Below are 13,909 nucleotides of genomic sequence, written 5' to 3' on the forward strand. Positions count from 1 at the left end.
ATACCGGTCCGACCGGTCGCCTATCGGGGACTAGTCGCGGCGCACCCGGTTCTCGTACGCCTTACGGGCATCGGAGTCCACATCGTCGAGGAAGGCGTTCTGCGCGCCCAGCGCCCGGCCGATGGCATCGCCGACGGCCTCGGGTAGCAGCCCGACCACCTGGGCGATGATGCCCGCGACCGCGGTCACCCGCACCTTCGACTTGGGCTCGACGATCAGCTTGGCGATGGCGTCCGCGATCTCCTCCGGCTCGGCCGGGCGCAGCAGCTTCGGGGCCGTGACACCCGATCCCAGTTCGGTATTGGTGAGCGTGGGCAGCACCGAGGAGAAGCGCAGGCCGGTGCCGCGGTACTCCTCGCGCAGGGTGTCGGTGAAGCCGAGCACCGCGTGCTTGGAGGCGTTGTAGGTGGCCAGACCCGGGATGTGGGTCTCGCCCGCCAGCGACGCGATATTGATGACGTGCCCGCGCCCGCGCGGCAGCATGCGCGCCAGCGCCAGCTTGGAACCCAGGATGACGCCGTACACATTGATGTCGAGAATGCGGCGGGTGACCTGATCGGGCTCGTCCACCAGGCGGCCGGTGGGCATGATCCCGGCATTGTTGATCAGTACGTCGATCGGGCCGAGTCGCTGCTCGACCTCGTCCAGGAAGGCCGTGAAGGACTGCTGGTCGGTGACGTCCAGCTTGCCGTACACCTCGAAACCCTTTGCCACACCGGACTCTTTGACCGTGGTCTCGTCGATGTCGCCGATGGCGATGCGCGCGCCCAGCGCCTGCAGCGTCGTCGCGGTGGCCAGGCCGATACCGCGCGCGCCACCGGTGATGACGACCACCTTGCCGGCGATCGAACCGAAGTCGGTCATGTCACTTCCCCCGAACCGTGTTGAAGACATCCTGAATCGACAGCCGGCGCATGCCCCGCGTACCCGCCGCGCGCATGGCGGCCAGGGCGAAGCCCAGCTTGGTGGTGTTGTACGGGAACCAGAGCAGTTCCTTGGTCTGCGTGGGCAGCAGCGGTTTGGTGATGGCCTGCTGCTTGCAGTACTTGCGCACCCCGTTCGGGCCGCCCCAGCGCGCGCCGACGCCGGACAGGCCCCAGCCGCCCATGGGCAGCGCGAAGCTGAACATATTGGAGAACACGTCGTTGATGTTCACCGCGCCCGCGTTCAATTGCCGCGCAAGGCGTTCCGCGCGATCCTTGTCGCCGCTCCACACCGAGGCGGACAGGCCGTAGATCGAATCATTGGCCAGGCGAACGGCTTCGGACTCGTCGGCCACCTTCATGACCGGCAGCGTCGGGCCGAAGGTCTCCTCGGTCATACAGGTCATGGAGTGGTCCACGTCGGCCAGCACGGTCGGCTCGAACAGCGTGCCGACACCAGTGCGCTTACCGCCGGTGAGCACCCGCGCGCCCGCCTTCACCGCATCGTCCACGTGCCGGGTGACGATATCGGCCTGGTTCTCGTTGGCCAGCGCGCCCATGTCGTACTCGGGGACGCGGCCGTCCACGCCCTGGCGGACCTCCTTGACCGCGGCGGTCAGCTTGCGCAGGAACTCCTCGTAGACAGGCGCTTCCACGTACACGCGCTCCACCGAGATGCACACCTGGCCGGAGTTGAACAACCCGCCGAAGGCGATGCCGTGCGCGGCGCGGTCCAGGTCGGCGTCCGCCAGCACGATGGCCGGATCCTTGCCGCCGAGCTCCAGGCTGTACGGGATCATCCGCTCCACACAGGCGGCGGCGATCTTGCGACCGGTCGGCGTGGAACCGGTGAACTGCACGTAGTCGGCATTGGCGACCACGGCCGCACCGGTCGCGCCCGCACCCGTGACCACTTCCAGCACCGGCGGCGCGCCGATCTCCCGCCAGCCGCGCGCCAGCTCCAGCGCCGAAAGCGGGGTCACCTCGGAGGGTTTCAGGATGACCGCCGCGCCGGCGGCCAGTGCCGGAATCACATCGATGACCGGCATGGCCAGCGGGAAGTTCCACGGCGTGATCACGCCGACCACCGGGTACGGGCGGAACACCGTGGTCAGCGTCTTCACCCGGGCCAGCGGGCTGTGCGGCGAAGGATGTTCGTCGGCAAGGAATTTCGCGGCGCGGCGGGCGTAATAACCGGTGAGGTCGATGGAGAAAGCTGGATCGATGAGCGCGTCGACCCGCGCCTTCCCGGTCTCCGACTGCAAGACGTCAGCGAGCCGATCCGTATTGTCCACGAACCAGTCCTGCAGCTTCAGCAGCCACTCCTTGCGCCCGTTCGGCCCGATGGCCTCCCACTCCCGCTGATGCACCCGCAGCTCACGCACTTTCGCGGCCACGGTCTCGGCCGAATCGATCGGCACCGTGCCGACCACCTCGCCCGTCGCGGGATTACGCACCTCGATCTCCGTGGGAGCCGGTGCCGCGGAAACGGATTCGGCCTCGGGGGTTTGCACGAGTTCGGTCACGGTTGCCTTCACAGGTTCGGTCGCGGCGGTCTGCGCGAGTTCGGTTGCCGGCGTCGGCACAGCTTCGGCCGTGGTGGCTGCCGCAGGTTGGGTCTCCGGCGTGCGGGGCAGTTCGGTCGAGGCGGCTTTCGCAGGTGAGGCTTTCGCGGGTGAAGCCTTCCTCGGTGCCGCTTTCGCATGCGTTGTGTTCGCGGGTGCGGCTTTCGCGGTCTTCGCGGCCTTGGCGGGCGCGGCCTTGGCCTTCGCAGGTGCCGCGCCGTCGGCTTTCGTGTTCGCTGTAGTGCCGTTCTTCGCCGCTGCTGTAGTGCCGTTCTTCGCGGCGGCGGTACGACCGTTCTTCGTGGACGCCGCGCCGGTGGCCTTGACCGGCGTGGGTTCGGCGGCCGGGGCGGCGGCGCTGTCGGCCCGCGGAGCGTCGGCGGCCTCGGCCTTCGCTTTGCTCGCGGCCGGTTTTCGCGCGGGAGTTTTGCGGGCGGAGCCCGCGGCGGGTTCGGAATTGGTCACGTTTGTCTGCTCCCCACGTGCGCTGCGTTGCGAACGGCCGTCCTCGAGCTGTGCGACAGCTCACTGAACTATGATCGTGACACAATTTCGGTGGTGCCTGCTTGGCCTCTCGGCTCAACTCTTCGCACCGGATTTGTGCTCTGGAACCAAAGGAGGGGTCGCGCGTGCAGGCGGATGCGAGTAGTGAGGTGATTCGCGGCTGGATCGCCGACTTCGTCGCGGAGACGCTGCGCACCGAAACCCTCGAGAACGTGGTGACCCGGCTCGACACCGCCATCATCGCCCGCGTCCCCGAGCTGCGGGATCGCGATATGCGGCGTGATCTCGCCGCCAGCACCCGGGCCCACGCCCTGGAAGTACTGTCCGGGCTCACCCAGGATCGCTCCGACTATCCGGTCCCCGAGCAAGCGCACGACTTCGCCCGCACCATCGCCCGCCGCGGCCACGACGTCCGCCTGCTGCTGCGCGTCTACCACCTCGGCCAGGAAGCCGTCCTGGACTACATGACCGACGTCCTCGAAGAACGCCAACTGCCGCGCGATCTCGAAAAAGCCGTCCTGCTGCGCCTTTTCGACCGCACCACGCGCTGGGTCAGCGCCTCCATCGAAACCCTCACCGACACCTACATGCGCGAACGCGAACAGGGCCTGCGCGCCGCCCTGAGCCAGCGCACCGACACCGTCCGCGCCCTGCTCGACGGCACCGAACTCGATATCGAGATCGCCTCCGCCCGCCTCGGCTACCGGCTCGCCCAACGCCACCTCGCCCTCCTGCTCTGGATCGACGAGGTCCCCAGCGCCGTCCGCCCCGAAAGCGCCGACGTCGTCACCGGCCTCCTCGAACGCGTGGTCGCCCGCTGCGCCACCGCCCTCGGCAACGGCAGCGCGCTGACCCTCCCCGCCGGCGCCTCCGCGCTCTGGGCCTGGATCGGACTGGACGACGACGCCGCCCCGGGCATCGAAACGCGCGCCGCCGCGGTGGTCGCCGCCACCCGTGCGGTCGAAGCGCTGCTTCCACCCGCGTCGCCGCGCGCGGAGGACGCACGTGGGCCGGGCCGGGCGGCCCTGCCGGTCGTAGCCGGTCGGGCCGGACAGCTCGAGCCGCGCTGGAGCGTGCCGGCCTGGCCGGTCGAGGCGCCGGTGCGGGTGGCGGTGGGAAGTCCGGGCGCGCATGTAGCGGGGTTCCGGGAGAGTCACCGGGAGGCGGTGGCGGCGCGGCAGGTGGCGGAGCGGGCCCGGCCGGGATTGCCGCGGGTATTGCATTACGCGGAGGTCGAACTCGCGTACCTGGCCGGGGTGGACGAGGCGGCCATGCGGGCACTCATCGTGCGGGAACTGGGGCCGCTGGCCGCGCCGGACGCGCAATCGGCCCGGCTGCGGGAGACCTTGCACGCGTATCTGCGCGCCTGGCGCAGTCCCGAGGCGGCGGCCAAAGCGCTCGGGGTGCACAAGAACACGGTCCGCTATCGGATTCAGCGCATAGAGGAACTGCTCGGCCACCCCATCGACCAGCACGGGACGCGCCTGGACCTCGCGCTGGACTGTGTCGCGGTGTACGGCGTGTGAGAACCGGGCGGACGGTCACCCGCACGCCCGGTGCCCGGGGCTAGCTCGCGTCCTTGTTCAATGCCTCCCGTGCGGCGCGCCGCCGCAAGGGGGGTTCGCTTTCCGCCGGGGCCGGCCGGCTCGGTAATTCGGCCAGCAGCGCGGTGGTCGCCGCCGCGATGGCCGCCACCGCCTTGTCCACGGCCGGTTTGGTGGTCGTTGTCAATCCAGACACCCCGCCGACCTTGCGCACGTATTCCTGTGCGGCGGCGTAGATTTCCTGCTCCGTGGCTGCCGGTGACAGCCCACGCAGGAGGGTGATGTTCCCGCTCATGCCCCCAGAGGTTAGCGCCCGATTACCTTGTGTGACAGGGCAAGAATTCGACACTGTCCGGAGAGTGCCGCCACACGCTATCGGCGAATAGTGGGCCACTCCAAGATCGATGGGGAACAATCGACGGTATGCCCGCCCGCGACGTGCCAACGCTGACGACTTTTCCGTACCCGGAGCTCGACCAGCGCGAGGACGACCACTGGTCCGGTGCGCAGGTCAATGACGACGAACTGCGCGCCCTGGCGCTCGGCGGCTTCTATTCGGCGCGCTGGGATGCCTTCCACGACGCCCTGCTGCTCGGACCCGAACGCCAGCATCCGCTCGGTGACCGGCGCGAGCTGGCCATCGACACGCTGACCGGCGCGTGGGGCATCACCGACGGCACCGAGGCGATGGCATCCATGGAGCAACTCCTGGAGGGTATGCACGCGCCGCTGTACGCGCTGGTGCACCCGCTCGTCATGGCCGCCATCAATTCCGCCGAGCGCGACCGTTTCGGCGAACGCGCGGACCGCCATCGCGCCTTCCTGCGGCAGGTGGGTTCGTTCCGGGGCATGGAGAATCCGGAAGCGCTGGTCCGGGACTACGACATCTGGTCGCAGGCCATCAAACTCGGGCTCACCGACCATTTGGTCCGTCCGCTGCCGACCGATATCCAGGCCTGGGATCTGGCCCGCGTGGTGGCCGTGGCGCGGATGGCCTACACCGCCGGCTACCTCGACGCGGACGTGGCGTGGGACTACCTCATGCGCGCGCTGCCGCTGGCCCAGCGCAAGTACCGCAACTGGCGGCAGTTCGGCGACGCCTACCTGGCCGGCTGGACCTACTGGCAGGCCTGCGAGGACCTGGCGGAACTGAAATCCGGTGGCGTGGATCGCCGGATGGAACTGCTGCGCCTGTGGATGCGACCGTCCAGCCCGTGGCGGCGCATCACCCTGCAGCCCGAAGCGCAGGCCCAGGAATGAAAATGCCCGCGGCCCGCCTCTTTCGAGACGGGCCGCGGCGAATTCCGGTGCGATCCGCTCAGTCCGGCAGCGAACGCAGAATCCCGCGTCCGTAGCGCTGGAACTGCGCGTCGTCCACCATGCCGAGCGAATGCCGCTCGACCAGCAGCTCCCACTCCGAATACAGCTTGGAGACACCCGGATCCGCGGGCCCGGCGGCGCCATCGGCCACCTCGCGCTGAATCGCGAAATTCAAGGCCCCGGTGACCCGGTCGGTATCGGCACGATCGGTACCTGTGAAATGCCAAGTCTGATTACCGTCATTGACTTCGACCCCGTACTCGCCGGGCGCGGCGCCGCCGGTCTCGGAATCGTCGGTGGTGCGCGCCCAGAGCAAGGCGGCGATCGGCAGTTCGTGCGCGAATCGCCTACTGGCGCCGATGGATACGAAGATCAACCGCGTGGTGGTGACGGCGAGCAGACCGGTCCCCTTGGCGGCGGGCGGCTGTGCGGTGACGACGGCCGTCTCCAGCACGTACTCGTCGGGCGTCACATAGCGGTGCAAGGCGGCGACGGCCGGTTTGCCATCGCGCTTGGGCGCCATCCGCCGGACCGCACGGTCCACATCGGCGCGGGCAGGTCCGCTGCGGCCCCAGGACGGGGTGGGCGGGGTGAGATCGGGGGCGGCGACATCCAGGCGCTGGGTCGCCAGAATCTGATTGTTGATGCGTTCGACGATCACCGTCGCCGCGGGCACATCGTGTTCGGCGATGAGCACGGGTAGGGGAGTGCGGTCGGCGGGCACGCCGGTCAGCACGGGGGTGGGGTAGCGCAGGTAGATCTCGATGACGACCGCGTCGTCGGCGCGCCGATTCAAACGCACCTTGAGAAGTTCGCTTACGGGCACATCCAGCACACGCTCGCCGTCCGTACCCGGCCGCAGCACCGTCAACCGCCCGTTGCCGTGACGCACTATCGCTGTGGGTGTCCGTAGCTCGACTATGTCCATACCCCCTGCGCTCTGTTGTGTCGTCACTCACGATAGGACGACCATGCCATCATTGTGACCACTCGGTCCGACACCAGGGGGTGATCGACCCGACGTGTTGCCGCAGATGGTCGGGGAACCACCCGCGTTCTCCAGCCGTTTACCTGTTGAACTGCACTAGCTGCCGAACTGCGCGATGTTACGACTCGACCCTACGGGGTAACGTGGCTTGTCCGCATCCGTTCGCTGGAACGGGCGCGCCACAAGCATCGCAGGCAAACCGGATACACCCCCCGGAAAGGACTGGCCGCCGGCCGACGCTCTATGACCCGCAAGAATGTGTTCCGCAACCTGGCGATAGTCGCGGGCTTCCTGCTCGTGATCTATCTGGTCAGTTTCTTCAGTGATGACACGCGCGGCTGGCAGAAGGTCGACACGTCGGTGGCGCTTTCTCAGCTGCAGAACAAAGACAATGTCGACAACGTTCAGATCGACGACAAAGAGCAGCAGATCCGCATCACGCTGAAGAACGGCAATGATGCTACCGACAGCAAGACCAAGATCCTCGCCAAATACCCTGGCGGCGGCGAGATTTCCGCGCAGATCTTCCAGGCGGCCAATGCCACCGGCGCCAAGGTCGACACCAGCGTCAAGCAGGATTCCTGGCTGAGTCAGATTCTGCTGTTCATGCTGCCCATGATCATTCTGCTGGGCCTTTTCATCTTCGTGATGGCCCGCATGCAGGGCGGCGGCCGCGGCGGCATGATGGGCTTCGGCAAGTCGAAGGCCAAGCTGCTGTCCAAGGACATGCCCAAGACGACGTTCCAGGACGTCGCGGGCGCGGACGAGGCCATCGAAGAGCTGTACGAGATCAAGGACTTCCTGCAGGCTCCGGCGCGCTACCAGGCGCTCGGCGCGAAGATCCCCAAGGGCGTGCTGCTCTACGGCCCGCCCGGCACCGGTAAGACGCTGCTCGCCCGGGCCGTCGCGGGTGAGGCGGGCGTCCCGTTCTTCACCATCTCCGGTTCCGACTTCGTCGAGATGTTCGTCGGCGTGGGCGCCTCCCGGGTGCGCGATCTGTTCGATCAGGCCAAGCAGAACAGCCCCTGCATCATCTTCGTCGACGAGATCGACGCGGTCGGCCGCCAGCGCGGCGCCGGCCTCGGCGGTGGTCACGACGAGCGCGAGCAGACGCTGAACCAGCTGCTGGTCGAGATGGACGGCTTCGGTGAGCGCACCGGCGTCATCATCATCGCGGCCACCAACCGGCCCGACATCCTCGATCCCGCGCTGCTGCGCCCGGGTCGTTTCGACCGGCAGATCCCGGTCGGCAATCCGGACCTGGCGGGCCGCCGCGCGATTCTGCGCGTGCACTCGCAGGGCAAGCCGATCGCGCCCGACGCCGACCTCGACGGTCTGGCCAAGCGCACCGTCGGCATGTCCGGCGCGGACCTGGCCAACGTGATCAACGAGGCCGCGCTGCTCACCGCACGCGAGCACGGCAATGTGATCACCGGTGCGGCCCTGGAGGAATCGGTCGATCGCGTGATCGGCGGCCCCCGCCGCAAGTCCCGCGTGATCAGCGAGGAAGAGAAGAAGATCACCGCGTACCACGAGGCCGGGCACACCCTGGCCGCGTGGGCCATGCCGGACATCGAGCCCGTCTACAAGGTCACCATCCTGGCCCGCGGCCGCACCGGCGGCCATGCCATGACGGTGCCCGAGGACGACAAGGGCCTGATGACCCGCTCGGAGATGATCGCCCGCCTGGTGTTCGCCATGGGCGGTCGCGCGGCCGAGGAACTGGTCTTCCACGAGCCCACCACCGGCGCTTCCTCCGATATCGACCAGGCCACCAAGATCGCCCGCGCCATGGTCACCGAATACGGCATGAGCGCTCGCCTGGGCGCGGTGCGCTACGGCCAGGAGCAGGGCGACCCGTTCCTGGGCCGGTCCATGGGCACCGGTTCGGACTACTCGCACGAGGTCGCCCGCGAGATCGACGAGGAGGTGCGCAACCTCATCGAGGCCGCGCACACCGAGGCGTGGGCGGTGCTCAACGAGTACCGCGACGAGCTGGACGCCCTGGCCACCGCGCTGCTGGAGCGCGAGACCCTGCACCGCAAGGATCTCGAGACCGTGCTCGGCACCGTCGAAAAGCGGCCGCGCATCACCGCTTTCAACGATTTCGGCGGGCGCACCCCGTCGGATCGGCCGCCGGTGAAGACTCCGCGTGAGCTGGCCACCGAGCGCGGCGAGCCGTGGCCGGACGAGTCGGCCCGCACCCCGGTGCCCGCCGGCCAGCCTGTCAATGGCGGTTACGCGCCGGATCCGTACGCTCCGGCCCCGCCGCAGTACGGCTATCCCGCTCCGGCCGGTTATCCCGCGCCGCAGCCGGCTCCGGCCTATCCGCGGCACGGCAGCGGTACGCACGGTTCGCGTCCCGACTACGGCGCACCGGCCGGTTGGTCCGCTCCGGGCTGGCCGCCGCAGGAGGACGAACCGCAGCAGCCGCCCGCCCGCCCCGCCTACGGTGGCTGGGCTCCGGCCGGCAATCAGCGGTACCAGCCCGGCCAGTCCGGGTATCCGCAACCGGCGCAGCCGGAATCGGGTCGCCCCGCCGGGAATGACGAGGACGGCGACAACGGTTGGGACGGACCGAACGGTCGTCGCTGACCGGGTCCCGATACGCTCGAGAGGTTCGTGGCCCGGCTCGGTCCGGTTCGCGGGGCAGGTGAGACGCCTGCCGCGCGCATCGGCCGGGCCGTCGGCGACCGCGGACAGGCCGCACTTCACTACGCGGCAATTCAACACAGGAGGTGTCGATTGTCGGCCACCAACAACCGTGTCGTTTCGGGCCCGCTGGCGCTCGACACCGGTCGGCCGTTCGATCAGGAGCGCGCGGAGGCTGCCGTGCGCGAATTGCTGATCGCGGTCGGTGAGAATCCGGACCGCCCGGGCCTCGCCGACACCCCCGCGCGCGTGGCGCGGGCCTACCGGGAAATGTTCGCCGGGCTCTACACCGAACCGTCCGAGGTGCTCAACACCACCTTCGACGAGGGGCATCAGGAATTGGTGCTGGTCCGCGACATCCCCATGTACTCCACCTGTGAACACCATCTGGTGGCCTTCCACGGCGTCGCGCACGTCGGCTACATCCCCGGCCCGCACGGCCGCGTCACCGGCCTGTCCAAACTGGCCCGCGTGGTGGATCTGTACGCCAAGCGCCCGCAGGTGCAGGAACGCCTCACCAGCCAGATCGCGGACGCCGTCATGGAGAAGCTGGACCCGCGCGGCGCCATCGTGGTGATCGAGGCCGAGCACCTGTGCATGGCCATGCGCGGGATTCGCAAGCCCGGCGCGTCGACCACGACCTCCGCGGTGCGTGGCCTCTTGCAGACCAATGCCTCCTCGCGTGCGGAGGCCCTCGACCTCATTCTCCGGAAGTGAGCGCACCGACCATGACCGAAAGCGGCACCCGGGGGACGAAGCTGATCGTTCCTCGCGGTGGCCGCTCGTGTGTGGTGATGGGCGTCGTGAACGTCACCTCCGATTCGTTCTCCGACGGCGGGCGCTACCTGGACCCGGAGTTGGCCGTGGCGCACGGCATCGAGCTGTACGAGATGGGCGCGGACATCATCGATGTCGGCGGCGAGTCGACGCGGCCGGGCGCCATCCGGATCGATCCCGCGACCGAGGCCGCGCGGGTCGCGCCGGTGATTCGCGGGCTGGCCGCGGCCGGGGTGCCGACCAGCGTGGACACCATGCGGGCGAGTGTGGCCGAGGCGGCCATCGAGGCCGGGGTGGCCATGGTCAATGATGTCTCCGGCGGCCGGGCCGACGCCAACATGGTGAAAGTCGTTGCCGAGGCGCGGATTCCGTGGATCCTCATGCACTGGCGGGCCGATGCCGACTACCGGCACACCGGGCCGGCCGAACAGTACGACGACGTGGTCGCGCGGGTGTGGGAGGAACTGCACGCCCAGGTCGATCTCGCGGTCGCGGGCGGCGTGGACTTCGACCAGCTGGTCATCGATCCGGGATTGGGGTTCGCCAAGAACGCCGACCACAACTGGGAGCTGCTGGGCGCCTTGTACTTCGGGCTCACCGAGATGATGGACGCGGGGCTGCCGATCCTGATCGGGGCCTCGCGCAAGCGTTTCCTCGGCGCGCTGCTGGCCGACGAGGCGGGCCCGCGCCCGCCAGACGGCCGCGAGATCGCCACCGCCACCATTTCCGCGCTGGCCGCCGAACACGGGGCCTGGGGCGTACGCGTGCACGATGTACGCGCCTCGCTGGACGCCATTGCCGTCGCCGATGCCTGCACCCGCGCCGCCTCCCGGCTGCGCGGCCGGTACCGGCGGGGACGAGGAGAACCGAATTGAGCACGGACCGGATCGAACTGCGCGGCCTGAAGGTGTACGGCCATCACGGCGTCTTCGACTTCGAGAAGCGCGACGGCCAGGAGTTCGTGGTCGATGTGACGCTGTGGACGGATTTCACGGCCGCGGCCAAATCCGACGATATCGGCGACACCATCCACTACGGGGAGCTGGCCGATCAGGTGGTGGCCATCGTCTCCGGGCCGCCGCGCGATCTGATCGAGACGGTGGTGTCCGAGGTGGCCGACGCCATCATGTTCGACACCCGGATCGCGGCCGTGGAAGTGGTGCTGCACAAGCCTTCCGCGCCGATCCCGCACGCTTTCGAAGACGTTCGAGTAGTCACGTCCCGCCGTCGCGAACCGGAGGAGCAGGGGTGACCCGGGTAGTCCTGTCGATCGGATCCAATCTCGGCGATCGGCTCGCCCATCTGCGCAGTGTGGTGGACGCGCTGCGGCCACGGCTGCTGGCCGTGTCGTCGGTGTACTCCACCCCGCCGTGGGGCGGCGTGCCGCAGCAGGACTACCTGAATGCCGTACTGGTGGCCGAGGATCCGGCGCTGGAGCCCTCGGACTGGCTGCAGCTGGGCCAGGAGCTGGAGCAGGCCGCCGACCGGGTGCGCGAAGTCCGATGGGGCGCGCGCACTCTCGATGTGGACGTGGTCTGGGCCGCGCAGCGCCGCCGGGACGCGCAGGTGGTGGTCCGCAGCCTGGATCCGACGCTGACGCTGCCGCACCCGCAGGCGCACCATCGCGCCTTCGTGCTGGTGCCGTGGCTGGAAGTGGAGCCGGACGCGACGCTGGAAGCCGCCGGGAGGGTGCGCTCATTGCGAGAGTGGTTGTCCGCCTTGGATGCCGCCGAGGTCGAGGGCGTCCGCCGCACCGGGCACGCGCTGGGCTGGAAGTAGTGATGCCGTGAAACCGACACGGGTGCTGGATCTGTGCGCGAATGTCGCGCTGGCGGCGGTGATCGCCTGGGTGGCGACCAATATCGCGTATTCGAGTTTCCCGCCCATCACCGTGCTCTCGGGCGCCTCGCTGCTGCCGGTGGCGGTGCTGGAAGCGGTGCTGGCGTTCGTGGTGCGGGCGCGGGTGGAGAACCGCGGGATCGGGGACGGGCCGCGGCAGCTGCATCCGATCACGGCGGCCCGGGCGGTGGCGCTGGCCAAGGCGTCGTTGCAGGTGGGGTCGCTGGTCGGCGGTATCTGGCTGGGCTTCCTGATCTGGCTGCTGCCGAATCGATCGGATATGAGCGCGGCGGCTTCGGATACGCCGGGCGCGGTGGTCGGGCTGGTGGCCGGGCTGGCATTGGTGGCGGCGGCGCTGTGGCTGGAATATTGCTGCCGGGCGCCGATCGATCCGCCCGATGAGGCAGCAACTTCTTAGCTAACAGGTTGGCAGTGATCATTACCAAGGTGGCGGACTTGGACGGTAGATCAAGCTACGCTGGCGGACATGGTTTCACCCTCCCGTAGCAGCACTTCCCGTCGACGGCGAGAAGACGCGGGAAAGTTTTTCACCGGCGTACTGCTTCTCCTCGGACTGGTAGCCAGTATTTTCCTGGTCTTCAGCGACAACCCGCACATGATTCGGGTCGGCCTGGTCGCGGCCCTCTGGGCGGCCGCCATCGGAGCCCTCGCGGCCACCCGTTATCGCAGGGAGGCGGCGGTCGACAAGGCGAAAGTGGGTGACCTGCAAAAGGTCTACCAACTGCAGCTGGAGCGCGAGGTTGCTGCCCGCCGGGAATACGAGCTCGGGGTCGAGACCCGGGTGCGCCGCGAGGTGGGCGCCAATGCCGAGGAAATGGCCGCGCTGCGTGCCGAACTCGCCATTCTCCGGGAGAACCTGCACCGCCTGTTCGACGGCGATCTGCTCGAAGAGCGGCCCGCATTGCGCGCCGAAGCGGTGCGCGTGGCGGAACTGCCCGCCCGCGACCCCGCCGCCAACGGCAATTCCGCGAACAATAACTGGACGGAAACCGAGCCCTGGGATCCGTGGTCCACGCCCGACGAGGACGAGCAGGACCTGCACGCCCGCATGGCCCCCGTCTTCGACGCCGACCACCCCGAACCCCCGGCCTTCGCCACCCCCTTCGACGACCCGGTGACCGCCGAAACCTCCATCGTCACCTTCGACACCGGCAGCTTCTCCGCGGTCCGCCTCAGCGGTTTCGACGACGACGAACCCGCCGACCCGACCCCGGCCGCCACCCCGGCGACCGCCGCGGCCGCCACCCCCGACCGCGCCTTCGCCCCCGACCTGGCCGCGCCCGAAGCCGCCCAATCCCGCAACGGCGCACCCAAATCCGCGGACTTCCGCGCCCGCACCGCCGAGTCCCCGGAACCCGGCCCCGCCGAACCCCTCACCGGCCTGGAACGCGAACAACTCACCCAGATCGCCTGGTTCGAAACCGACATCCCCGCCGGCAACACCCCCACCGACCCGGTCCCCACCCCCGCCGCCGCCGAACCCGCCGCCCCTGCGGCCCCCGCGTCGAACGGCCACGACCACCCGGCCTCGGGCCCCAGCTCCACCCACCCGTCGCCGTCCCGCGCCTCCACCCCGATGGGCACCGCCAGCTCCCGTCGCCGCCGCCGCTCCGAGGAATCCACCGACTCCGGCCCCCGCCTCTCGGTCGCCGAGATCATGGCCAACCTCCGCTCCGAAAGCGAACGCTGACCCACCCTTGACCGACCCCGGGAGTGGGCATTCCCACAGTCGGTGGTCGTCCCGAATCGGGGCCGATATTCTCGGCAAGTAACGTC

Annotated in this window: 13 protein-coding genes; 9 read left to right on the forward strand and 4 right to left on the reverse strand. The window is 69.0% G+C overall.

All coding sequences use genetic code 11. From position 1 onward, the window contains the following. Window positions 1-30: 30 nt before the first annotated feature. Entirely contained in the window at window positions 31-864 is an 834-nt protein-coding gene (locus tag NY1_RS26140; protein WP_067718700.1) for an SDR family oxidoreductase, read from the reverse strand. 1 nt (window position 865) lies between these two features. Beyond that, entirely contained in the window at window positions 866-2,449 is a 1,584-nt protein-coding gene (locus tag NY1_RS26145) for an aldehyde dehydrogenase family protein (protein WP_439956041.1), read from the reverse strand. A 668-nt stretch (window positions 2,450-3,117) separates the two neighbouring features. Here NY1_RS26145 and NY1_RS45165 point away from each other — a divergent pair. Next, window positions 3,118-4,518 (forward strand): PucR family transcriptional regulator, encoded by a 1,401-nt coding sequence (locus NY1_RS45165; RefSeq protein WP_067718703.1) that lies wholly within the window; start codon window positions 3,118-3,120, stop codon window positions 4,516-4,518. A gap of 40 nt (window positions 4,519-4,558) precedes the next feature. Here NY1_RS45165 and NY1_RS26155 read toward each other — a convergent pair whose 3' ends face one another. Next, the gene (locus tag NY1_RS26155; protein ID WP_067718706.1) at window positions 4,559-4,831 is read right to left on the reverse strand and encodes a DUF2277 family protein; all 273 of its coding nucleotides are present in this window, start codon (window positions 4,829-4,831) and stop codon (window positions 4,559-4,561) included. 128 nt (window positions 4,832-4,959) lie between these two features. Here NY1_RS26155 and NY1_RS26160 point away from each other — a divergent pair, with 128 nt between their 5' ends. Then, the gene (locus NY1_RS26160; RefSeq protein WP_067718708.1) at window positions 4,960-5,796 is read left to right on the forward strand and encodes a DUF1266 domain-containing protein; all 837 of its coding nucleotides are present in this window, start codon (window positions 4,960-4,962) and stop codon (window positions 5,794-5,796) included. A 58-nt stretch (window positions 5,797-5,854) separates the two neighbouring features. Here the strand turns inward: NY1_RS26160 and NY1_RS26165 are convergent, their stop codons facing one another. Next, complete coding sequence (locus NY1_RS26165; protein WP_233035051.1) at window positions 5,855-6,748, reverse strand: hypothetical protein; 894 nt, start codon at window positions 6,746-6,748, stop codon at window positions 5,855-5,857. A gap of 339 nt (window positions 6,749-7,087) precedes the next feature. Here NY1_RS26165 and ftsH point away from each other — a divergent pair, with 339 nt between their 5' ends. From ftsH to NY1_RS26200, 7 genes are all read left to right on the forward strand, one after another. Beyond that, a complete protein-coding gene (gene ftsH, locus NY1_RS26170; RefSeq protein ID WP_067718714.1) occupies window positions 7,088-9,439 on the forward strand; it encodes an ATP-dependent zinc metalloprotease FtsH in 2,352 nt (783 codons plus the stop codon). Window positions 9,440-9,589: 150 nt separating this feature from the next. Beyond that, the gene (gene folE / locus NY1_RS26175) at window positions 9,590-10,213 is read left to right on the forward strand and encodes a GTP cyclohydrolase I FolE (protein ID WP_157762481.1); all 624 of its coding nucleotides are present in this window, start codon (window positions 9,590-9,592) and stop codon (window positions 10,211-10,213) included. Window positions 10,214-10,224: 11 nt separating this feature from the next. After that, on the forward strand, window positions 10,225-11,148 hold the full coding sequence (folP, locus tag NY1_RS26180; protein WP_067718717.1) for a dihydropteroate synthase: 924 nt from the start codon (window positions 10,225-10,227) through the stop codon (window positions 11,146-11,148). Beyond that, window positions 11,145-11,525: a dihydroneopterin aldolase gene (gene folB / locus NY1_RS26185; protein ID WP_067718719.1), complete on the forward strand. Its 381-nt coding sequence runs from the start codon at window positions 11,145-11,147 to the stop codon at window positions 11,523-11,525. The genes folP and folB overlap by 4 nt, the downstream gene beginning before the upstream one ends. Further along, a complete protein-coding gene (gene folK, locus NY1_RS26190) occupies window positions 11,522-12,052 on the forward strand; it encodes a 2-amino-4-hydroxy-6-hydroxymethyldihydropteridine diphosphokinase (protein WP_067718722.1) in 531 nt (176 codons plus the stop codon). Before folB ends, folK begins: the two co-directional genes overlap by 4 nt. A gap of 7 nt (window positions 12,053-12,059) precedes the next feature. Next, the gene (locus NY1_RS26195) at window positions 12,060-12,530 is read left to right on the forward strand and encodes a DUF3180 domain-containing protein (RefSeq protein ID WP_067718724.1); all 471 of its coding nucleotides are present in this window, start codon (window positions 12,060-12,062) and stop codon (window positions 12,528-12,530) included. A gap of 69 nt (window positions 12,531-12,599) precedes the next feature. Then, entirely contained in the window at window positions 12,600-13,823 is a 1,224-nt protein-coding gene (locus tag NY1_RS26200) for a DUF6779 domain-containing protein (protein ID WP_157762482.1), read from the forward strand. Window positions 13,824-13,909: the final 86 nt, after the last annotated feature.

The organism is Nocardia yamanashiensis NBRC 100130 (assembly GCF_001613325.1).
Classification (GTDB): Bacteria; Actinomycetota; Actinomycetes; order Mycobacteriales; family Mycobacteriaceae; genus Nocardia; species Nocardia yamanashiensis.